Origin of the sequence: Pseudomonas sp. MPC6 (assembly GCF_006094435.1) — a bacterium.
Lineage (GTDB): Bacteria > Pseudomonadota > Gammaproteobacteria > Pseudomonadales > Pseudomonadaceae > Aquipseudomonas.
This window is the reverse complement of record NZ_CP034783.1, coordinates 4,970,045-4,990,273: the sequence shown is the minus strand read 5'-3', so window position 1 is coordinate 4,990,273 and position 20,229 is coordinate 4,970,045. Positions and strand designations below refer to the sequence as shown.

Annotated in this window: 19 protein-coding genes; 15 read left to right on the top strand and 4 right to left on the bottom strand. The window is 62.0% G+C overall.

The window, feature by feature from the left end; translation table 11 throughout:
- Positions 1-11 precede the first annotated feature (11 nt).
- The 4 genes from kdpB (at position 12) to ELQ88_RS24965 (ending at position 6,322) form a co-directional block, all read left to right on the top strand.
- Positions 12-2,078, top strand: a complete 2,067-nt coding sequence (gene kdpB, locus ELQ88_RS24980; protein ID WP_138968427.1) for a potassium-transporting ATPase subunit KdpB — start codon at positions 12-14, stop codon at positions 2,076-2,078.
- Between the two features lie 155 nt (positions 2,079-2,233).
- Complete coding sequence (gene kdpC / locus ELQ88_RS24975; RefSeq protein WP_138968425.1) at positions 2,234-2,779, top strand: potassium-transporting ATPase subunit KdpC; 546 nt, start codon at positions 2,234-2,236, stop codon at positions 2,777-2,779.
- A gap of 156 nt (positions 2,780-2,935) precedes the next feature.
- Positions 2,936-5,587 carry a sensor histidine kinase KdpD gene (locus tag ELQ88_RS24970; protein ID WP_138968423.1) on the top strand — a complete coding sequence of 884 codons (2,652 nt, stop codon included), beginning with the start codon at positions 2,936-2,938 and terminating at the stop codon, positions 5,585-5,587.
- Between the two features lie 36 nt (positions 5,588-5,623).
- The gene (locus ELQ88_RS24965) at positions 5,624-6,322 is read left to right on the top strand and encodes a response regulator (RefSeq protein ID WP_138968422.1); all 699 of its coding nucleotides are present in this window, start codon (positions 5,624-5,626) and stop codon (positions 6,320-6,322) included.
- A 137-nt stretch (positions 6,323-6,459) separates the two neighbouring features.
- Here the strand turns inward: ELQ88_RS24965 and ELQ88_RS24960 are convergent, their stop codons facing one another.
- On the bottom strand, positions 6,460-7,506 hold the full coding sequence (locus tag ELQ88_RS24960) for a patatin-like phospholipase family protein (protein ID WP_128873361.1): 1,047 nt from the start codon (positions 7,504-7,506) through the stop codon (positions 6,460-6,462).
- A gap of 222 nt (positions 7,507-7,728) precedes the next feature.
- Here ELQ88_RS24960 and ELQ88_RS24955 point away from each other — a divergent pair, with 222 nt between their 5' ends.
- The 3 genes from ELQ88_RS24955 (at position 7,729) to ELQ88_RS24945 (ending at position 9,894) form a co-directional block, all read left to right on the top strand.
- Positions 7,729-8,007: a hypothetical protein gene (locus ELQ88_RS24955; RefSeq protein ID WP_128873362.1), complete on the top strand. Its 279-nt coding sequence runs from the start codon at positions 7,729-7,731 to the stop codon at positions 8,005-8,007.
- 40 nt (positions 8,008-8,047) lie between these two features.
- A complete protein-coding gene (locus tag ELQ88_RS24950; protein ID WP_138968420.1) occupies positions 8,048-8,815 on the top strand; it encodes a CHAD domain-containing protein in 768 nt (255 codons plus the stop codon).
- A 281-nt stretch (positions 8,816-9,096) separates the two neighbouring features.
- Positions 9,097-9,894, top strand: coding sequence for an acyl-CoA thioesterase domain-containing protein (locus ELQ88_RS24945; RefSeq protein WP_128873364.1), 798 nt, complete (start codon positions 9,097-9,099; stop codon positions 9,892-9,894).
- Position 9,895: 1 nt separating this feature from the next.
- Here ELQ88_RS24945 and ELQ88_RS24940 read toward each other — a convergent pair whose 3' ends face one another.
- The gene (locus tag ELQ88_RS24940) at positions 9,896-10,261 is read right to left on the bottom strand and encodes an Mpo1-like protein (protein ID WP_138968418.1); all 366 of its coding nucleotides are present in this window, start codon (positions 10,259-10,261) and stop codon (positions 9,896-9,898) included.
- Between the two features lie 137 nt (positions 10,262-10,398).
- Positions 10,399-11,880 carry a methyl-accepting chemotaxis protein gene (locus tag ELQ88_RS24935; protein WP_138968416.1) on the bottom strand — a complete coding sequence of 494 codons (1,482 nt, stop codon included), beginning with the start codon at positions 11,878-11,880 and terminating at the stop codon, positions 10,399-10,401.
- A 178-nt stretch (positions 11,881-12,058) separates the two neighbouring features.
- Here ELQ88_RS24935 and ELQ88_RS24930 point away from each other — a divergent pair, with 178 nt between their 5' ends.
- From ELQ88_RS24930 to ELQ88_RS24900, 7 genes are all read left to right on the top strand, one after another.
- Positions 12,059-12,589 (top strand): hypothetical protein, encoded by a 531-nt coding sequence (locus ELQ88_RS24930; RefSeq protein ID WP_138968414.1) that lies wholly within the window; start codon positions 12,059-12,061, stop codon positions 12,587-12,589.
- Between the two features lie 82 nt (positions 12,590-12,671).
- Positions 12,672-12,863: a PLDc N-terminal domain-containing protein gene (locus ELQ88_RS24925; protein ID WP_128873368.1), complete on the top strand. Its 192-nt coding sequence runs from the start codon at positions 12,672-12,674 to the stop codon at positions 12,861-12,863.
- Between the two features lie 227 nt (positions 12,864-13,090).
- Positions 13,091-13,324 (top strand): hypothetical protein, encoded by a 234-nt coding sequence (locus ELQ88_RS24920; protein ID WP_128873369.1) that lies wholly within the window; start codon positions 13,091-13,093, stop codon positions 13,322-13,324.
- Between the two features lie 218 nt (positions 13,325-13,542).
- Positions 13,543-13,884, top strand: a complete 342-nt coding sequence (locus tag ELQ88_RS24915) for a ribonuclease E inhibitor RraB (RefSeq protein WP_064678940.1) — start codon at positions 13,543-13,545, stop codon at positions 13,882-13,884.
- A gap of 275 nt (positions 13,885-14,159) precedes the next feature.
- Positions 14,160-15,569, top strand: coding sequence for a circularly permuted type 2 ATP-grasp protein (locus tag ELQ88_RS24910; RefSeq protein ID WP_128873370.1), 1,410 nt, complete (start codon positions 14,160-14,162; stop codon positions 15,567-15,569).
- 12 nt (positions 15,570-15,581) lie between these two features.
- Positions 15,582-16,532: an alpha-E domain-containing protein gene (locus tag ELQ88_RS24905; protein ID WP_128873371.1), complete on the top strand. Its 951-nt coding sequence runs from the start codon at positions 15,582-15,584 to the stop codon at positions 16,530-16,532.
- The gene (locus ELQ88_RS24900) at positions 16,529-17,350 is read left to right on the top strand and encodes a transglutaminase family protein (RefSeq protein WP_138968412.1); all 822 of its coding nucleotides are present in this window, start codon (positions 16,529-16,531) and stop codon (positions 17,348-17,350) included. The genes ELQ88_RS24905 and ELQ88_RS24900 overlap by 4 nt, the downstream gene beginning before the upstream one ends.
- Positions 17,351-17,483: 133 nt before the next feature.
- On the opposite strand, the gene ELQ88_RS24895 is transcribed toward ELQ88_RS24900, so the two are convergent.
- Entirely contained in the window at positions 17,484-18,305 is an 822-nt protein-coding gene (locus tag ELQ88_RS24895) for a cytochrome c (protein ID WP_138969575.1), read from the bottom strand.
- Positions 18,306-18,998: 693 nt separating this feature from the next.
- Between ELQ88_RS24895 and ELQ88_RS24890 the strand changes: the two genes are divergently transcribed.
- Complete coding sequence (locus ELQ88_RS24890; protein WP_138968410.1) at positions 18,999-20,204, top strand: acetyl-CoA C-acetyltransferase; 1,206 nt, start codon at positions 18,999-19,001, stop codon at positions 20,202-20,204.
- The last annotated feature ends 25 nt before the right edge of the window (positions 20,205-20,229 follow it).

Sequence of the window (20,229 nt, the reverse complement as noted above, 5' to 3'; positions counted from 1 at the left end):
GGAGCAGGATGATGAATATGCCCGTATCCAAAGCCGCCGTCGTGAAGGCCCCGGAACAACCGAAAACCGCAATCTCGGCCCTGTGGCGCCCGGCGCTGGTGCAAGCCTTCGTCAAGCTCGACCCACGGCAATTGCAGCGTGCACCGGTGATGCTGGTGGTGGAGCTGACCGCCATTCTCACCACCGTGCTGTGCTTCATTCCCGACAACGCCGTGCCGACCTTTGTCGCCGCGCAAATCGCCCTGTGGTTGTGGTTCACCGTGCTCTTCGCCAACTTCGCCGAAGCCTTGGCGGAGGGGCGCGGCAAGGCCCGCGCCGACAGCCTCAAGGCCGGCAGCGAAGGTTTGAGCGCCCGGCGCAAAACCACCGGCGGCGCCTTCCAGGTGGTGCCCGCTGCCAGCTTGCGCAAGGGCGATGTGGTGCGCGTCGAAGCCGGGGAAATGATCCCCGGTGACGGCGAGGTGATCGAAGGCATTGCCGCGGTCAACGAAGCGGCGATTACCGGTGAGTCCGCGCCGGTGATCCGTGAGTCCGGCGGCGACCGTTCGGCTGTCACCGGTAACACCCGCCTGGTCTCCGACTGGCTGCTGGTGCGCATCACCGCCAACCCCGGCGAGTCGACCCTGGATCGCATGATCGCCCTGGTCGAAGGCGCCAAACGCCAGAAAACCCCGAACGAAGTGGCGCTCGATATCCTGCTGATCGGTCTGACGCTGATCTTCCTGCTGGTGGTCGTCACCCTGCAACCCTTCGCCCACTTCGCCCACTTCGCCAACGGCAGCCTGCCGCTGGTGTTCCTGGTGGCGTTATTGGTCACGCTGATCCCGACCACCATCGGCGGGTTGCTGTCCGCCATCGGGATTGCCGGGATGGACCGTCTGGTGCGGCTGAACGTGATTGCCAAATCCGGGCGCGCGGTGGAAGCGGCGGGGGACGTGCACGTCCTGCTGCTGGACAAGACCGGCACCATCACCTTCGGTAATCGCCGTTGCACCGCGGTGCATGCGGCGCCGGGCGTGAGCGCCAGGGAGCTGGCTGAAGGCGCACTGTTCGCGTCGCTGGCCGATGACACGGCGGAAGGCAAATCCATTGTCGAGTACCTGCGCGGGACTCATCCACAGCCCGAGCCGAGCCTCGAAGGGCTGGCGGCGGTGCCGTTCAGTGCCGAGACTCGCCTGTCCGGTGTCGACTATCAGGGGCGGGTCTATCGCAAGGGCGCAGTGGATTCGCTGCTGGCGTTCGTTGGCCTCAAACGCGCCGATCTCGCCCCCGCACTGTCCCGTGAAATCGACCGGATCGCCCAGAGTGGCGGTACACCGTTGCTGGTCTGCGCCGACGGTAAATTGCTCGGTGCGATTCACCTCAAGGATGTGGTCAAGCCTGGCATCCGCGAACGTTTCGCCGAGCTGCGCAAGCTGGGGATTCGCACCGTCATGGTGACCGGCGACAACCCGCTGACGGCGGCGGCGATTGCGGCCGAGGCGGGCGTGGATGACGTGCTGGCCGAAGCCACGCCGGAGAAGAAACTGGCGCGCATTCGCCATGAACAGAACGACGGTCGCCTGGTCGCCATGTGCGGCGACGGGGCCAACGATGCCCCGGCCCTGGCCCAGGCGGATGTCGGCATGGCGATGAACGACGGCACCCAGGCCGCGCGCGAGGCGGCCAACATGGTCGACCTCGACAGCGACCCGACCAAGCTGCTGGACGTGGTGCAGATCGGCAAGGAATTGCTGGTGACCCGCGGCGCATTGACCACCTTTTCCATCGCCAACGACGTGGCCAAATATTTCGCGATCCTGCCGGCGTTGTTCGCCTCGATCTACCCGCAACTCGGCGTGCTCAACATCATGCACCTGAGCAGTCCGCAGAGCGCGATCCTCTCGGCGATCGTGTTCAACGCCTTGATCATCGTGGTGCTGATCCCGTTGGCCCTGCGCGGCGTGCGGGTGCAGGCGGCGAGTGCGTCAGCGTTGTTGCGGCGCAATCTGCTGATCTACGGGCTGGGCGGGATTGTGGTGCCGTTCGTGGGGATCAAGGCGATCGACATGCTGTTGACGGCGTTGCATCTGGTTTGACCGAACACCCCCTGTAGGAGCAGCCGGTCGACGCTCGATTGCTCGCGATGGGCGTTAACGATAACGCGTACTGTCTGGATGAACGCGGCACCCTCTGGTTCTTCGCGAGCAAGCTCGCTCCTACAGGGGGTATCCATAAATTCGAGGAGTTTGAAATGTCCACTCTGATACGTCCGGCCCTGAGCCTGTTGGTCCTGATGACCCTGATCACCGGCGTCGCCTACCCCTTGGTCGTCACCGGTGTCACCCAGGTCGCGTTCCCGGATCAGGCCAATGGCAGCCTGGTTCGTGACGCCGACGGCAAGGTCCGTGGCTCGGCGTTGATCGCCCAGGATTTCGCCGGTGACGCCTGGTTCCATCCGCGGCCATCGGCCGGTGCATTTGCCACCGTGTCGAGCAGCGCGAGCAACCTCGCGCCGAGCAACCCGGCCCTGGCCACGCGGGTGATCGATGAGGCCAATAAACTGTTGGTGCCCGGCCAGGGCGCGGTGCCGTTGGCGCTGCTGACCACTTCTGGCAGCGGCCTTGATCCACACTTGCCACCGGCGGCGATTGCCTATCAACTGGCGCGAGTGGCGGCGGCGCGCCATTTGCCGGTGACTGCGCTGCAGCAGTTGCTGGAGGCGCACATCGAGCAGCCGTTGGTGGGGCCGCCGGTGGTGAATGTGTTGGCGCTGAACAGGGCGCTGGATAAGCTGTAAACCGGTGGTGGCGCATTCGCGGGCAAGCCCGCTCCCACAGGGATCAATAGTGGTCACAAATTTTGTATCCACCATTGTCCCCTGTGGGAGCGGGCTTGCCCGCGAAGAGGCCCTGACAGCCACTGCATTAATCTCTGAATAAAGTGAGCTTCAAGCATGAGCAACTCCGGCCGCGCCGACGCGCTGTTAGCAGACCTGCCCCGGGATGGCCGTGGCCGGCTCAAGGTTTTTCTCGGCGCCGCGCCCGGTGTCGGCAAGACCTACGCCATGTTGCAGGCAGCCCACAGCCAATTGCGTCAGGGGGTCAAAGTCATCGCCGGGGTGGTCGAGACCCATGGCCGCGCCGAAACCGAGGCACTGCTCGGCAGCTTGCCGCAGCAACCTCTGGTGCGCTCGGAATACCGTGGGGTAATGCTCGAAGAAATGGACCTCGACGGCTTGCTCGCGGCCCGGCCGAAACTGGCGCTGGTGGATGAACTGGCCCACAGCAACGCCCCCGGCAGTCGCCACGCCAAGCGCTGGCAAGACATCCAGGAGCTGCTTGCCGCCGGCATCGACGTGTTCACCACGGTCAACGTCCAGCACCTGGAAAGCCTCAACGACCAGGTGCGTGGCATCACCGGCGTGCAGGTTCGGGAAACCTTGCCGGACTGGGTGTTGCAAGAGGCCTACGAATTGCTGCTGGTCGATCTGCCGCCGCGCGAGCTGCTCGAGCGCCTGCGCGAGGGCAAGGTCTACGTGCCGGAGCAGGCGCGGGCGGCCATCGATGCGTTCTTTACCCAGACCAACCTCACCGCCCTGCGCGAACTGGCGATGCAGACCGCTGCCGCCCAGGTCGACAATGATCTGGCCCAGGGCTATCGCCAACTTGGCCAGGCGGCACCGGCGGTGCGCGGTCGTTTGCTGGTTGGCGTCGATGGCGATGCCCAGGCCGAACGCCTGGTGCGTCACGCCAGCCGCGTTGCGCAGCGGCGGCATCTGCCGTGGAGTCTGGTGCATGTGGATAACGGCCGCGTGCGCGACGAGCAATCGCGCCTGCGCCTGCAAAGCGCCCAGCAACTGGCGGAGCGTCTCGGTGGCGAAGTGGTGCTGCTGCGCGCCGGCGAAGTGGCGAAAACCCTGATCCAGCACGCCGCCGAACGTCGTGCCAGCCTGGTGCTGGTGGGCCAGTCCCGGCAGCGTTGGCATCGGCGCCTGTTCGGCGGTGGCCTGGCATCGCGCTTGCTGCGCAATGCCCGCGGCCTGGAAATAAACGTCCTCGACAGTGATCAGGAAGCGCATCAACCGCGCCAGCGTTCGGTGCAGTCGCTGGTCTGGTTCGACTACGCCCTGGCGGTCGTGGCGACGGTGTTGGCCAGTGCGCTGGCCTGGGCCGTGGCGAGTGTGCTGCCGTTGCCGAACATCTCACTGGTGTTTCTCGCCGCCGTATTGCTGGTGGCGGTGCGCAGCAGCCTCGGGCCGGCGCTGGCCTGTGCGGCGCTGTCGTTTCTGACCTATGACTTTCTGTTCATTCCGCCGAATTTCTCTCTTAGCATCCAGCGCGAAGAAGACGTCCTGACCTTGCTGTTCTTCCTGCTGATGGCGGCGCTCACCGGTAACCTTGCGGCCCGGCAGCGCCGGCAATTGCAGGCGTTGCGCGACACCCAGGAAGAGACCACGGAACTGCTCGACCTGTCGCGCAAGCTCACGGCCGCCACCGATCGCCAGGCCGTGGTCAGCGCGGCGGCCCAGCACCTCAACGGCTGGACCGATCTGAAGGTGTGCCTGCTCGATCGCGACGGGGACAGTGGCTGGACAGTCGAAACCGGTGGGCCGCTGGAGTTTTCCGAAGCCGAACGCGCCGCTGCCGATTGGGCCTGGCAACACGATCAGCCGGCTGGCGCAGGCACCGGCACGTTACCGTTGGGCCGATGGTGGTGGTGGCCGCTGTCGGTGGAGGATGGGCCGTTGGCGCTGCTGGGTGTGTGTGCCAGGGAAGGCCAGACCTTGAGCGGCCAGCGTCGGCGTTTGTTGACCGCATTGAGCCAGCCGCTGGCCCAGGCGCTGGCCCGTGCGCAATTGGCCGAGGACCTGGAAGCGGCGCGGCTGCACGGCGAAACCGAACAACTGCGCAGTGCCTTGCTGGCGTCGGTGTCCCATGATTTGCGCACGCCGCTGACCTCCATGCGCGGCAGCATCGACAGCCTGTTGGCCCTCGGGGAGGCCATCCCGCTGGAGGATCGCCGGGAGCTGCTCGAAGGCACGCGCGATGAGGCCGAACGCCTCGATCGCTACATCCAGAACCTGCTGGACATGACCCGTCTCGGTCATGGCGCCCTGAAGCTGGCACGCGACTGGGTATCGCCGGCCGACATCGTCGGCAGTGCGCTCAATCGCCTGCGCGCGGTGCTGGCACCGTTGCAGGTCAGCACCGAGGTGCCCGCGCAGTTGCCGCTGCTGTTTGTCCACGCCGCGCTGATCGAACAGGCGCTGGTCAACGTGCTGGAAAACGCGGCACGCTTTTCACCGACTCACGGGCGCCTGCAATTGCGCGTCGGCGCCGACGACAGCGAGCTGTTTTTTGCGGTGAGCGATGAAGGCCCGGGGATTCCGGAAGAGGAGCGAGCGAAAATTTTCGACATGTTCTACACCGCGGCGCGAGGCGATCGTGGCGGACAGGGCACGGGGCTGGGGCTGGCCATCTGTCAGGGCATGGTCGGTGCCCATGGCGGGCGGATCAGCGTCGCCGACGGCATCGAAGGGCGCGGCACCTGTATCACTCTGCACTTGCCGGTGCAGGAACAACCGAGCTTTGAAAGTGAAGCCTGATACCCTTTGCCTCTCACCTTGCCGCGATCGAAAACCATGAGCCAGACCGCGACCATTTTGGTCATCGACGACGAACCGCAAATCCGCAAATTCCTGCGCATCAGCCTCGCTTCCCAGGGCTACAAAGTGCTGGAAGCCGGCAGCGGCACCGAGGGGCTGGCGCAGGCCGCGCTGAACAAACCGGACTTGCTGGTGCTCGACCTCGGTTTGCCGGACATGGACGGCCAGCAGGTGCTGCGCGAGTTTCGACAATGGTCGACGGTGCCGGTGCTGGTGCTGTCGGTGCGTGCCAGCGAAGGGCAGAAAGTCGAGGCCCTCGATGGCGGTGCCAACGACTATGTGACCAAGCCGTTCGGCATCCAGGAATTTCTGGCGCGGGTCCGCGCCTTGTTGCGTCAGGCCCCGACCGGTGAAGCCCAACAGGCGGCACTGACGTTCGGCCCCTTGACCGTGGACCTGGCGTATCGCCGGGTGCTGCTCGATGGCAGCGAAGTGGGGTTGACCCGCAAGGAATACGCGGTGCTGGCGCAACTGGCACGGCATCCGGGACGGGTCATCACCCAGCAGCAATTGCTCAAGGACATCTGGGGGCCGACCCATACCGAAGACAGTCATTATTTGCGGATTGTGGTGGGGCATCTGCGGCAGAAGCTGGCGGATGATCCGACCCGGCCGCGGTTTATCGTGACCGAGGCGGGGGTGGGGTATCGGCTTTTGAGTGAGAATAGCCTTTAGTTCTGTGTTGAATGTTCCGGCCTCATCGTCGGAACGCCGACCGGAGCAAGCTCGCTCCCACAGGGGATCTTCAGCATCCACAGATCCAATGTGTGCGAGCTTGCTCGCGAAAGGGGCCTGACAGTCAACCGAGAACTTCAGGAATCGCGCTTCTGGTCGTTCTCATACCGGTCCAGCGTATCCCGCGCAATCTCCCGCCCCAGCGCGATCAGCTCCGGCGCCTTGTAGAACTCGAAAAACCGGCACACCCGCTTCGGTACGTTGATCAGGATATCCGGCGGATAACCGGCGATCTTGTACTGCGCCAACGAGGTCTGCATCACCTCGAAACTCTGGTTGATCAAATCCAGCAACGAGGCCGGGCCCACGTTGTCGATGATGAACGAACCGGTGGCGGACTTCGGCGCGCCGTCACGTTCAGGCGCGGCCGCCGGTTGCTGGGCTTCGGGTTCGGCGGATTCGATCCAGGGATTGATCTCGGCAGCCTCCGCCAGCAACGCTTCCTTTTCCAGCAGCAGCAATTGTTCCGCCTGTTTGCGGCGAAATGGCAATTTCGATCCCAACGAATTGATCAGGCTGTCGAAACGGGTCTTGAACGCGGCCGGGCGCTGGATCACCGGCAGTTGATAGTGGCGCTGGTTGGTGGAGTTGAGGTTGACCGCGATGATCAGGTCGCAATGACTCGACACCACCGGCACGATGGGCAAAGGGTTGAGGATCCCGCCGTCCACCAGCATGCGGTTACCTTGCATCACCGGGGTGAACAGGCTGGGGATCGCCGCCGAGGCGCGCATGGCCTGGTGCAGGCAACCTTCCTGGAACCAGATTTCCTGCTGGTTGGTCAGGTCGGTGGCTACTGCGGTGTAGGGAATGCGCAGGTCTTCGATGTTGATTTCGCCGACGATCTTCCGGATTTGCCCGAAGACTTTTTCTCCACGAATCGCGCCCAGGCGGAAACTGACGTCGACCAGGCGCAACACATCCAGGTAGTCGAGGCTCTCGATCCAGTCGCGATATTCGTCGAGTTTGCCGGCGGCGTAGATCCCGCCGACCACGGCGCCCATGGAGCAACCGGCGATGCAGGCGATGTCGTAGCCACGTCGCTCGATCTCTTCAATGACTCCGATATGGGCATAGCCCCGGGCTCCACCTGAGCCCAGCACCAATGCGACACGCTTTTTCATGAACCGCCCTCGTCTGACAAGGTTCAACAATGCACCCATCGAGGGCCGCGCTTCAATCGCCAAGGTCGCCCGGCGGGGCATTCGCGTCGTTTTTTCGACACTCCATGGCGGCAGATGGGTATTCTTCCCAACGCTGTCGTTTCCGTGACGGGGTCAAGGCACTTTTCCCGCGCCATACCGTCTTACATGCACGATTGTTTACCTATCTTTGAGGTGTGAGTGATGAAAGCCTGGATCTGTGTGCCCCTGATTGCGCTGGCACTCGCCGGATGCGCCGGCAAAACCGCCTATCGCGACAGCTGCGCCACTGGAATCGATGCCGCGTGGCACGAACTGGACCTGGCCAAGGCTGAAGGGTTTGCCGGGACCGTCAGTTACTCCAAGGCGCTGTCGCTGTTGACCGGCGCCAAGACTCAACAGCAATTTGAAGCGTTCGAAGGCTGCTCCAAGAAAGCCGAGCGGGCGCGTTTTTATATTCGTGAGTCGCGCGCCGGCCGTTGAGGCATGATGAGCGACTGGGGAAAATTCGGGGAGCTAAATGATGTCTGCCTTGGTTGATCGGTTAGTGGCTCGGATCCTGGGCCTGGAAGTTCGTGTGCTGGCCTGCCAGGCGCGCCTGAGTGCCCGCACCGATCCTGAAGCCTTGCATGACCTGCGCACCACGGTTCGCCGTTTGCGCAGTCTGCTGCGGCCATTGCGTGGCTTGCCCGGCGTCGAACAGCTGGAAGCGGCGGCGTCCGCGGTCGGTGATCTTTCAACGCCATTGCGCGATCGCGAAGTCTTGGCCGCGTACTTGCTCGAGCATGATCAACCGGAGGCGGCGCACCGGCGCATGGCACAAATGGCCGAGGCCTATCCGGCGGTGGCGGCCAGTCCCCAGTTGGCGCAGTTGCTGATGATGCTCGACGCGTTTCCGCGGTTTTTGCGCGCCTCCCAGCGACAAAACTTGCTCAAGGGCCTGCGCGCGCACATTGAAAAACGCCTGGCCAAACAATGGAAAAAACTGGATAAGGCGCTGCATGACCCGGCCCATGATCGCCATCGTCTGCGCCTGCTGATCAAGCGCGTGCGTTATGGCATCGAAGCCTATCCCGAGCTGGACCGTTTACCGAAGGCGGCCATGCCCAGGTTGAAGTCCGCCCAGGGCGCCTTGGGCGATTGGCACGATTGCTGGCAATGGCTGGCCAGGGCCGAAGAGGAAGCGGATTTGCAACCCTGTGTGGCGGGCTGGAAAACTGATTTGGCCAAGGCTGAAGCCCGCGCCGATCGAGTTCTCGATAAACTCGACGCCGCCTGTTTCAAATCCTGAAAACCCGAACATCTCGGGGCTAACCACAACAAATGGGCATACATAAACTCCTGTAGGAGCTGGCTTGCCAGCGAAGAGGCCGTCAAATTCAACATTATTGTTGCCTGTGACACCGCTTTCGCTGGCAAGCCAGCTTCTACATCTGGTTTTGTGTTGGGCATGAAGACGGTGTTTAAACCGAGTGCGGCCTATCTGTCAGCCTCTTTGGCCAGAATAAGCCCTGTGCCGTCCGCGCCGGCTGGTTAAGATCCCTGCATCCTTTTCCCGTTCTTGAGGTTTTCATGCGCTTTTCCGATCTGCTCGACACCGTCCGCAGCCAGCCGCGCGAGCTGTCTATCCCGGCCGAATGGGCGCAAGGGCGGGCCAGCTTCGGGGGCCTGGTGGCTGCTTTGCAATACGAAGCCATGCGCGCCAAGGTGCCGGCGGATCGTCCGGTGCGTTCGCTGGCGATCACCTTTGTCGGGCCGGTCGAGCCCGAAGTGCCGGTCAGCTTTGAAGTCGATGTGTTGCGTGAAGGCAAGGCCGTGAGCCAGGTATTGGGCCGGGCGATGCAGAAGGGCCAGGTCGTGACGCTGATCCAGGGCAGTTTCGGTGCCTCGCGTCCGTCCGAAGTGGCTGTGAGCGCCGACCCGGCACCGCAGATGAAACACTGGGACGAGTGCCAGGAGTTGCCTTATATCAAAGGCGTGACCCCGGAGTTCATGCGTCATCTGGCGATGCGCTGGAGTGTCGGCGGACTGCCGTTCACCGGTAACAAATCCCGCGAGATGGGCGGCTGGGTGCGTTTGCGCGGGGACGTGAAGGCAGAGGCGGTCAGTGAGTCGCATATCCTGGCACTGGTCGACGCCTGGCCGCCGGCGCTGTTGCCGCACCTGAACAAACCGGCGATGGGCAGTACGTTGACCTGGACCATCGAATTCGTTCAACCGTTGCTCGAGCTGAGCACGCTGGACTGGTGCCAATACCTGGTTGAAATCGAACACGCCGCTGACGGCTACGGTCATGCCGCCGCGAAGCTGTGGAGCGCAGATGGCCAGTTGATAGCCATGAGCCGCCAGACCGTGACCATTTTTGCCTGAATCAGTGACGACGGTGGTGCTCACGCCAGGCGCGCCACCAGCCGCCGCTCAGGAAGAACCGGGGAAAGGTCAGGAATTGCTCGACCAGCAAGCGTGATACGGCATCCTTGCGATCGCTGAACGGCTCGGAGGCTTGGGCTTCCAGGCTGTGACCATGGCGTTGCAGGCCCAACGCAGCCAACAGGCCGATAATGCCGATGGCGAAATTGCCCAGGTTCAGGCTGAACACCCCGCAGACAATCAGCAGGACACCGACGATGAACAGCGGCACGGCGATCAGGTGCAACACCAGGTTGGTCGGGTGCTGATGATTGTTCGGGTACGCTCGCCATTGCCAGGCGGGTAGGTTGGGGTGACGTTTGCCCATGATGCCGATCCTCGATCCGTGTTCAACACATGATTGAAGGATAGGCCTGGCGCCAGCGGGCGACGAATCAAAGGTGGCTATCGAAGTGATAGGGATCATGCGCGATATCGATGGTGACCGGGCGGGCGAAGGGGTCGTTACAGCTTGAGCTGCCCTATGGCCCTGTTCAACTCCCCCGCCAGCGCCGCCAGTTCATTGCTGGTCGTCGCCGACCCCACCGTCTGCTGCACCGTGTTCTCGGTCACATCCCGAATGCTCACCACCGCCCGATTCATTTCCTCCGCCACCTGACTCTGCTGCTCGGCCGCTACCGCGATCTGCGTGTTGCTTTCGCGCATCTGTGCCACCGCGCGGGTGATGTCGGCCAAGGCTGCACCGGCCTCCTGGGCCTGTTGCACGCAATCATCGGCCTTGAACGAGCTTTCCTGCATGAAATCCACCGCGTCCCGCGTCCCGGCCTGCAACGCGGTCACCATGAGCGTGATCTCGTCGGTGGAGGTTTGCACGCGCTTGGCCAGGTTACGCACTTCATCGGCGACCACCGCAAAGCCGCGTCCCATTTCACCGGCCCGGGCCGCTTCGATCGCGGCATTCAGCGCCAGCAGATTGGTCTGCTCGGCGATGCTGTGGATCACCCCGACCACGCTGTTGATCTTCTGGCTGTCCTCGGCCAGGCGCTGAATCATCTCGGCCGTCTGCTGCACCCCGGCGGACAACCCGCTGATCGACTGCTGCACCCGGCTGACCACTGCCTGGCCGCTGCCGGCCAGGGTATCGGCGGTTTGCGACAAATCGCGGGTCGCGCCGGCGTGCTGGGCGATGTGGTAGACAGTGGCGGTCATTTCGTTGATCGCAGTGGCGGCCTGATCGGTTTCGCTTTGCTGGCCAAGCATGCCGACACGCACCTCGTTCATGCTCGACGCCAGTCGCGCCGCGCCGACATCCAGTTGCCGGGCGGTGCTGGCGACGGTGCCGACCACCCGTTGGTATCCCGCCTGCATCGCGTTGAACGCGTTGGCCATCTGCCCGACTTCGTCGTTGCAGGCCAGCGGGACACGGGCGGACAGGTCGCCGGTTTTCTCGACGTGGAGCATCACGTCCTTCAAGGTGTTGAGCTGACTGAGCAGGAAGCGGATCAACAATTGCGAAGCCCCGAGCATTGCCAGCATCAGGATCATCACCGCCACCGCATAGTGGGTGAAACGTTCGCCGAACACCTGGACCAGGCTCGGCCCATAGGCAATTGCCGCGACCTGCTGGCCATCGGCACGGGTGAACACCTCGGCGCCCAGCAATGGGTTGTCACCGAGCAGTGGCATGGCATTGATCTCGACCCAGCCGTTGGCATCGGCCAGTTCCAGTACCGGTTGGCCATTGAGCAGCGGCGCCTGCCCGGGGTTGAAGGTCAGCAGGTGTTCGGCCTGCGGTAACGGTTGCCCGGCAGGCCAGGCGGCGAGCAGCCGTGCCTGGGCCTGGGCCGACGCCCGGGCGTCATGGCTGCGCGACTGTTGTTCAAGCTGTACGGCGTACAACACCAACAACAGGGTGGTGACGAAAGCGACGGCGTTGACCGCCCAGAATTTGTACTTCAACGAGATATTGCTAAGCCAGGCACCCATGGAGGTTTTCTCTGATAGCGGAAACAGTTTCGGCAAGGTGCCACTATTGTGCCGCTACCGAGCGTGCCGGGCCTTGATGTGGGTCAACATTCCCGGCAACGCGCCCGTGCAGCCACGGCGGGGCGGAATGCGCTATCCTTCGTGCCTTCAAAATTCCCTCGCTACAGGATTCCGCCCCATGAAAGCCGCACTCGTCGAACTCATCAGCAAAATCAGCTCCGGGTGCATGAGCGATGACGAAATCCTGAAAATCGCTGATGAAGCGGCCCAGGCCTACGCCGATCCAACGGCTTTCCTGGCGGCCAACCCGGATATCAACTACGACGAGACCTTCCCGATGCCTCTGGGCGAGTGGGTGGTCGTCGGCAGCCTGCCGGAAACCGTGCTGTTCCAGGCCGACACCTATATGGATCTGTTCGCCCTGATTGTTGCTTCGTTCGGCCCCGGCGTTGCTTTCAATATCAAACCCAAGCAACTGGCCAAGACCGAAGCCCTGACCGCGCTCAATCGCATTCAGGTGCAGATGAGCAGCATGAACAAGGAAAACGGCGGCTACGTGCTGATGAACTTCAGCCAGTTGCTCGATGACGAGTTGCAAGTGGTGCTGGTCTACGGCAATGACCTACCGCGGGTGCTCGAGTTGTGTGCTGAAGTCGGCATCGCTGCCGCGCCTTCGCTGGAAGCCCTGAAAGTGGCGATCCACGTCTGACGCCACCCTGGACCGAATAAAACGGAACCCGCGCACCGGACAGCTATCCTAAGAGTGCACACCACTCTTAGGGAGCGACACCATGGGTTCCACGTTCAATGGTCTGGTTGGCCTGATCATTCTTGCCCTGGACATCTGGGCAATCATCAACGTGCTGAAAAGTGGCACCGGCACCGGGATGAAAATCGTCTGGGTGCTGTTGATCCTGCTGTTGCCGGTCCTGGGGCTGATTATCTGGGCCATCGCCGGACCGCGGGGTAATGTGCGGGTTTGACCGGTCCCCACAAACAACACCGACCCTTGTAGGAGCTGGCTTGCCAGCGAAGGCGGCCTGATAGTCACCTACGATGTGACTGACACACCGCCTTCGCCGGCAAGCCGGCTCCTACAGGGTAATTCGTCAGCATCAGGCTGACGCGTTGTAATCCCGTTGAACGATCAGTCAGGGTACAAGTCCAGATACATGTAAGCCCATTTGCGGGTTTGTTCGAGGAGGCACTGATGCAAAAGTGGAAAATCACTTTCGTGGATGATCATGGTGAAACAGTCGACGAAGTCTTCGAGTGCGACGAATGCCCGGACAACGAGCATGCCGCCAAACTGATCAAGGCCCGCCTCCTGCCTGTCGCTGCCGAACTGGATCTGAATGATCTGGAAGGGCGCACTGCTGATGCGAGCGTTAAAAGTCTCAAGACCCAGAACAGCATTCAAATCCTCGGCATTACTCCCGTCTGAAATACTTCCTGGCACATTCGTGAAACAACCAGACCTTGGCAGCGCCTCTATCTTGGGGATACTCTGCAAGCGAGATCAGCGAACGAATCGCTAAGGTCTGGTCTTGTCAGCTACATGCTTGCTTCCCACCGGCAATTTGTTGCCGCATCACTCGCACCAATCGGTTGCGTGTGCCGGGAATACGGAAAGTCTATCCATCAAGTTGAGGGGGACGTTTCATGAGCACAGCCTATCAAGAAGACATCAGCAGCAGCGTGCTGCGCCGCATGAAAGAAGGCGGTTTCGACTTTTCACGATTCCATCCCATCGAGTTCTACGCCATTTTTCCGGACGAGGAGCGGGCGCGCAGGGCGGCAGGGCATTATTGCGGTGAATCGTTGAATGCCCAGATCAGCGTGCGCGATGACGGCGCGTGGTATCTGGAACTGAGTAAAGTGATGTACGCCACCTACGACGGTATCGGCGACTTCGAGCAGGACTTCGAGGCAGTGGTGGAGCCTCTGGGCGGGATCATCGAAGGGTGGGGCGTCAAGCAGGAGGTACGAGGGCGACTCGCATAACATTATGAACAGCGACAACATTCACTAACGGCTGACCTTTGGGTTGGCCGTTTTCGTTTGCGGCTTCTTTTGCTCTTGTTTTTGCTTTGACTATGCTGCTGATGGGCGAAGACATTGCTTCGCAATGAAGCGGGGGCGATCAGCTTGGGGCAGTTACCGCACAGGATTGGTGCGGTGATTCCGGCGTCATTATCCAACTGATTGATATCAAAGCGTTTATGCCGATGGCACGGGCCTTGCGAAGGCCTGTAAGTCCGGGTGACAAGGAGTACGGCATGATCCGCACCTATTTTGATGAAATGTATGATGCCGGCGGCCAGGTCCGCCCGCATTACCGGGAGTTTGCCCGTTGGCTGGCCGAAACGCCTGATGAGCTTCTGGCCCAACGGCGACGCGAGGCCGATCTGCTGTTTCATCGGGCCGGGATTACCTTCACGCTCTACGGTGACGAGCAAGGGACAGAGCGCCTGATTCCCTTTGACACCATCCCCCGCAGCATCCCCGCCAGTGAATGGCGGGTCGTCGAACGCGGCTGTATCCAGCGGGTCAAGGCGCTGAACATGTTCCTCGCCGACCTCTATCACGACCAGCGCATCATCAAGGCCGGCATCATCCCGGCCGAGCAAGTGCTGGCCAACGAGCAATACCAGTTGGCGATGCAAGGGCTGGATCTGCACCGGAATATCTATTCGCACATTTCCGGTGTCGATCTGGTACGCGATGGCGACGGCACGTACTACGTGCTCGAAGACAACCTGCGTACACCGAGCGGCGTGAGTTACATGCTCGAAGACCGCAAGATGATGATGCGTCTGTTCCCCGAATTGTTCGCGGCGCAACGCATTGCACCGATCGACCACTATCCGAACCTGTTGCTCGATACCCTGAAAAGCTCCAGCCCGATCGATAACCCGAGTGTGGTGGTGCTGACGCCAGGCCGCTTCAACAGTGCGTTTTTCGAACATGCGTTTCTTGCTCGGGAAATGGGCGTCGAACTGGTGGAAGGCGCGGACCTGTTCGTGCGTGACGATAAGGTGTTCATGCGTACCACGGATGGGCCGAAAGCCGTCGACGTGATCTACCGGCGCCTCGACGATGCCTTCCTCGACCCGCTGGCGTTCAACCCGGACTCGATGCTCGGCGTCCCGGGGCTGTTGTCGTCCTACCGTTCCGGCAACGTGGTCCTGGCGAATGCCATCGGCACCGGGGTAGCGGATGACAAGTCGGTGTATCCGTTCGTCACGGACATGATCCGCTTCTACCTCGACGAAGAGCCGATCCTGAAGAATGTGCCGACGTGGCAGTGTCGTAATCCGGCCGAGTTGTCCCACGTCCTGGCCAATCTTCCAGAGCTGGTGGTCAAGGAAACCCAGGGTTCAGGCGGCTACGGAATGCTGGTGGGGCCGGCGGCGACGGCAGCGGAAATCGAAACCTTCCGCGCGCGGATCAAAGCCAAGCCCCACGCGTACATCGCGCAACCAACATTGTCGTTGTCGACCTGTCCGACTTTTGTCGAAAACGGCATCGCCCCACGCCATATCGACCTGCGTCCGTTTGTATTGTCTGGCCGCGAAACCCGGGTTGTGCCCGGTGGTTTGACCCGTGTCGCCCTGCGTGAAGGCTCCCTGGTGGTGAACTCCTCCCAGGGCGGCGGCACCAAGGACACCTGGGTGGTCGAGGATTGAAGGAAGCCTGCCATGTTAAGTAGAACTGCCTCGGATTTGTATTGGATGTCGCGTTACCTGGAGCGGGCGGAAAACCTCGCCCGGATGCTCGACATCAGTTATTCGCTGTCGCTGATGCCACAGGATGGTCGCGGTGACGGTTTGCACGAACTCGCCATGCCGTTGCTGATTACCGGCACCCTGGACGATTACCTGGAGCGCCATGGCGATCTGCATGCCGAGCGGCTGCTGCATTTCTTCGCCCTGGACGCGGCCAACCCGGCGAGCATCTACAGTTGCCTCGGTGCCGCGCGGGCCAGTGCCCATGCGGTACGTGGGCGAATCACCGCCGACATGTGGGAAAACATCAACGCCACCTGGCTGGAAATTCGCGGGATCGCCGACCAGGGTTTGAGTCGCTACGGCATGAGCCGATTCTGCGAGTGGATCAAGGAGCGTTCCCACCTGTTCCGCGGCGCGTCCTACGGCACGATCATGCGTAACGACGCGTTCCGCTTCATTCGTCTGGGGACCTTCATCGAACGGGCAGACAACACCTTGCGCCTGCTCGATGCACGCTACGAAATGGCCGGTGACCAGGCCGAAGCGGTCAGCGACGGCACGGCCCACGCCTATTACCAGTGGAGTGCCTTGTTGAGGGCCTTGTCCTCGTTCGAGGCCTACACCGAGATCTACCGCGACGCGCCCGGTGCCCGGCATGTCGCCGAGTTGTTGCTACTGCGTGCCGACGTCCCGCGTTCGTTGCGGGCCTGTACCGAAGAGATCGACCAGATTCTCGCCCAGCTGCCGGGGGCCAACGGCCGTCCTGCGCAACGCCTGGCGGCGGAAATGGACGCGCGCCTGCGCTACACCGGTATCAGCGAAATTCTCGACGAAGGCCTGCACACCTGGCTGACCGAGTTCATCCCGCTGGTGCGCCAGTTGGGCAACGCCATTCACAGCTCTTACCTGGAGGCCGCATGAGACTTTCCATTAGCCACGAGACCACCTATCACTACGAAGATCAGGTGCGGGCGAGCATCCAGTACCTGCGACTGACCCCCCACGACAGCGAACGCCAGCATGTGCTCAGCTGGCAACTCGACCTGCCGCGTCCGGTGCGCGCGCAACTCGACCCGTTTGGCAATATCCTGCATGTGCTGACCATGGATGAGCCCCACGAGGCCATCATCATCGGTGCCCGGGGCCAGGTGGACATCGATGAGCTGCGTGAAGCCGAGCATGAGAGCCAGTCGGCGCTGCCGTTCCTGCGTTTCACCCGGTTGACCGAAGCCGACGAAGCCCTGCGCGCGTTTGCCCGCAAGCAATGCAGGCAACGTCGGGATCGCACGGCGCTGATCGACCTGATGCATGGCTTGAACCAGTACATGACCTACACGCCGGGCTCCACCGCCGTGGACACCAGCGCCGCCCAGGCCTTCGCCGGGCGTTCGGGCGTGTGCCAGGACCACACCCATGCCTTCCTCGCCTGCGCCCGCAGCCTGGGGATTGCCTCGCGTTATGTGTCGGGCTATCTGTACAGCGAGGACTGCGAGCACCTGGCCAGCCACGCGTGGGCGGAAGCCTGGCTCGATGACGCCTGGTACAGCTTCGATGTGACCAACGAACTGGCCCGGCCCGAGCGCCACCTGAAACTGGCGGTGGGCCTGGATTACCTGGATGCCTGCCCGGTGCGCGGCATGCGCCGGGGCGGCGGGTGTGAGCAGATGCATGCGAAGGTGTTCGTTTCGCCAACGCCGCTGCCGCTGCTGGCGCCTGTGATTTCGGTGCAACAACAGTAAAATCCGGGATACCGCTTCGCGAGCAAGCCTGCTCCCACATTTGATCTGCAATGAACACAGCATTTGTGTACGACGCAGATTAAATGTGGGAGCGGGCTTGCTCGCGAAGAGGCCGGCCCAGACGACAAAAGGCTTAGGGCTTAACTTTGCGCCCCGCCATATGCTTCAGATACCCCACCAACATCTCCAGTTCCGCCTCCGGCAACACAGCCGCCGTAAACCCGGGCATTTTCGCCTGCGGCCACTGCCGCAAACTCTGCGGGTCACGAATGTAACGCGTGAGGAAATCCGCGCCGAAGTACTCGGTCGGGTTGAACGGAATATTCAAATCCGGCCCGAACTGCGCATCCCCGGCCCCATTGAGCCGATGACAGGCCAGGCAGTTCTTCTGAAACAGTGCAAAGCCCTGGTTCACCGGATCATCCGCCGCCAGCGCAGGGTCGGGCAGCAGGGCAGGGAAGCGCTCGGCTACCGGCGCCATGCGCTTGATGCTCGCCACTTCAAACGGCCATTGCTCAGGACTGATATTGCCCGCTTGCGGATCGGTCCAGACCAGATAGAACGGCCCGGCACTGTGCTTGCCCTCGGACAACGCCGGCCAGGGGTGGGCCGGGTCTTCAATCGCCAGCCACGCCCGCGCACCCTTGGCGTTGAGCAGCGGCGCCGCCGACAACTCTGCCGCAAACCCGTCCAGTGCCACGGCCTGCAAGTGATCTTCAGGCTGGATACCCGTCAACAAGGCCGCCAACGGCACAGCGCGATAGCTCATGTCCCGTTTGTAGGAAACGTCGTTGGTGATGGTGATGGTCTGAACCTGAGGATGCTTGAGCAACTCTGCGGTCTGCCAGTTGCGACTGTTCGCACCCAGCTCCAGGTTGAGCTGTGCGGCAAAGAGGGGCGTGCTCAGCAGCAAGGCCCCGAACAGCATAAGTGTTTTCAAGTGATCGCCTTCCATGTCGTGCAAGTGCCACAAAGGTTGGCACACCCACGCTGACCCGGGTAGCGAGCCAGTCACATTTTTAATGAGGCGATATGAAAATAAACTACTTACGCCGTATTTTTAAATGACCGACTAACCGATGACCTTGGTCAGGTTCGGCAAAATCAACAATAGCGTGGTGGCAAATAGAATGAGCCCGGCTTGACGTACTTTCGATTGCTTGAACATGGCTGACCGCCTTTTTGTTGTTATTTCCTGATGCCTGCCTGCATAGCTCCATGACGGCAAGGCGTTGCACTTCCTGTAGGACGAGCGCCTCGGCAAAACCCGACGACAACTTCGTACAACTTCACATTAGAGCCCGCGTCACGCTTGGTTTAGATCCATTTCATATGGTGTGGTCGCTAATTACTATTAAAAAGGTATGAGGCCTATTGCCAGCTTCTTGGGCGCCCGTTTGCTAGACAGCTCGGTGTCCTGAATCGGTTAATCCCATGACGGACTACCGTCCGTCTGAGTGTGAGCGTGAGCGTCAACGCGGCTGAGCGTTGCGGTCATTGAATCGGTTGCGGCTCGGCATAAGGTGAGAGATCAACAGATCGCAGCCTGCGGCAGCTCCCGCATATGAACGCGATCCCCTGCAGGAGCTGCCGCAGGCTGCGATCTGTTGATCTTGAGTACCCACTCACCACCAGGTTCGAGGACGTCATGACCCAAGCTTTGATTTTCGACGCGTTACGCACGCCCCGGGGCAAGGGCAAGGCCGATGGCGCCTTGCACAGCGTCAAACCGGTGAACCTGGTGGCCGGGTTGCTCAGGGCGTTGCAACAGCGCACCTCGCTCGACACCAGCCAGGTCGATGACGTGGTGCTCGGCTGCGTAACGCCGGTCGGCGATCAAGGCGCCGACATCGCCAAAACCGCGACCCAGATGGCCGATTGGGATGTCAGCGTGGCAGGTGTGCAGATCAACCGCTTCTGCGCCTCAGGGCTGGAAGCCGTAAACCTCGGTGCGATGAAAGTCCGTTCCGGCTTCGAAGACCTGGTCGTGGTCGGCGGCGTCGAATCGATGTCGCGCGTGCCCATGGGCAGCGACGGCGGTGCCTGGGCACTGGACCCGGAAACCAACCTGCAGAGTCATTTCACCCCTCAAGGCGTGGGCGCCGACCTGATCGCCACGATTGAAGGCTTCAGTCGCCAGGACGTCGATGCCTATGCGCTGCACTCCCAGCAGAAGGCCGCACGGGCGCGCGCGGACGGTTCGTTCAGCAAGTCACTGGTGCCGGTGCAGGATCAGAACGGCATCATCCTGCTCGATCACGATGAGTTCATCCGCGCCGAGTCGACCCTGGAAGGCTTGGGCAAGCTCAAGCCGAGTTTCGAGATGATCGGGCAAATGGGCTTCGACGCCACCGCGCTGCGGGTCTACAGCCACGTGGAACGAATCGACCACGTGCACACGCCGGGCAACAGTTCCGGGATCGTCGATGGCGCAGCCTTGATGCTGATCGGTTCCGAAGCCAAAGGCCGGGCGCTCGGCCTGCAACCCCGGGCACGGATAGTCGCCACGGCGGTCACCAGCACCGATCCGACCATCATGCTTACCGGCCCTGCGCCGGCCACGCGCAAGGCACTGGCCAAGGCCGGGTTGCGGGTCCAGGACATCGACCTGTTCGAAGTCAACGAAGCCTTCGCCTCCGTGGTGCTGAAATTCATCAAGGACATGGCCATCGACCCGGACAAGGTCAACGTCAACGGCGGCTCCATCGCCATGGGCCACCCGCTCGGAGCCACCGGGTGCGCGATCCTCGGCACGCTGCTCGATGAACTGGAAACCCGTCGCCTGCGTTATGGCCTCGCGACGCTGTGCGTCGGCGGCGGCATGGGCATTGCCACCATTATCGAACGCCTCTGAGCCCCGACTTCAAGGAAATAGTGTC

Coding starts and splice junctions, on each gene's coding strand:
- kdpB (WP_138968427.1), top strand. CDS start 12: ATGAATATGCCCGTATCCAAAGCCGCCGTCGTGAAGGCCCCGGAACAA.
- kdpC (WP_138968425.1), top strand. CDS start 2,234: ATGTCCACTCTGATACGTCCGGCCCTGAGCCTGTTGGTCCTGATGACC.
- ELQ88_RS24930 (WP_138968414.1), top strand. CDS start 12,059: ATGAAAGCCGCACTCGTCGAACTCATCAGCAAAATCAGCTCCGGGTGC.
- ELQ88_RS24935 (WP_138968416.1), bottom strand. CDS start 11,880: ATGGGTGCCTGGCTTAGCAATATCTCGTTGAAGTACAAATTCTGGGCG.
- ELQ88_RS24960 (WP_128873361.1), bottom strand. CDS start 7,506: ATGAAAAAGCGTGTCGCATTGGTGCTGGGCTCAGGTGGAGCCCGGGGC.
- ELQ88_RS24965 (WP_138968422.1), top strand. CDS start 5,624: ATGAGCCAGACCGCGACCATTTTGGTCATCGACGACGAACCGCAAATC.
- ELQ88_RS24905 (WP_128873371.1), top strand. CDS start 15,582: ATGTTAAGTAGAACTGCCTCGGATTTGTATTGGATGTCGCGTTACCTG.
- ELQ88_RS24940 (WP_138968418.1), bottom strand. CDS start 10,261: ATGGGCAAACGTCACCCCAACCTACCCGCCTGGCAATGGCGAGCGTAC.
- ELQ88_RS24920 (WP_128873369.1), top strand. CDS start 13,091: ATGCAAAAGTGGAAAATCACTTTCGTGGATGATCATGGTGAAACAGTC.
- ELQ88_RS24900 (WP_138968412.1), top strand. CDS start 16,529: ATGAGACTTTCCATTAGCCACGAGACCACCTATCACTACGAAGATCAG.
- ELQ88_RS24925 (WP_128873368.1), top strand. CDS start 12,672: ATGGGTTCCACGTTCAATGGTCTGGTTGGCCTGATCATTCTTGCCCTG.
- ELQ88_RS24910 (WP_128873370.1), top strand. CDS start 14,160: ATGATCCGCACCTATTTTGATGAAATGTATGATGCCGGCGGCCAGGTC.
- ELQ88_RS24915 (WP_064678940.1), top strand. CDS start 13,543: ATGAGCACAGCCTATCAAGAAGACATCAGCAGCAGCGTGCTGCGCCGC.
- ELQ88_RS24970 (WP_138968423.1), top strand. CDS start 2,936: ATGAGCAACTCCGGCCGCGCCGACGCGCTGTTAGCAGACCTGCCCCGG.
- ELQ88_RS24945 (WP_128873364.1), top strand. CDS start 9,097: ATGCGCTTTTCCGATCTGCTCGACACCGTCCGCAGCCAGCCGCGCGAG.
- ELQ88_RS24950 (WP_138968420.1), top strand. CDS start 8,048: ATGTCTGCCTTGGTTGATCGGTTAGTGGCTCGGATCCTGGGCCTGGAA.
- ELQ88_RS24895 (WP_138969575.1), bottom strand. CDS start 18,305: ATGGAAGGCGATCACTTGAAAACACTTATGCTGTTCGGGGCCTTGCTG.
- ELQ88_RS24890 (WP_138968410.1), top strand. CDS start 18,999: ATGACCCAAGCTTTGATTTTCGACGCGTTACGCACGCCCCGGGGCAAG.
- ELQ88_RS24955 (WP_128873362.1), top strand. CDS start 7,729: ATGAAAGCCTGGATCTGTGTGCCCCTGATTGCGCTGGCACTCGCCGGA.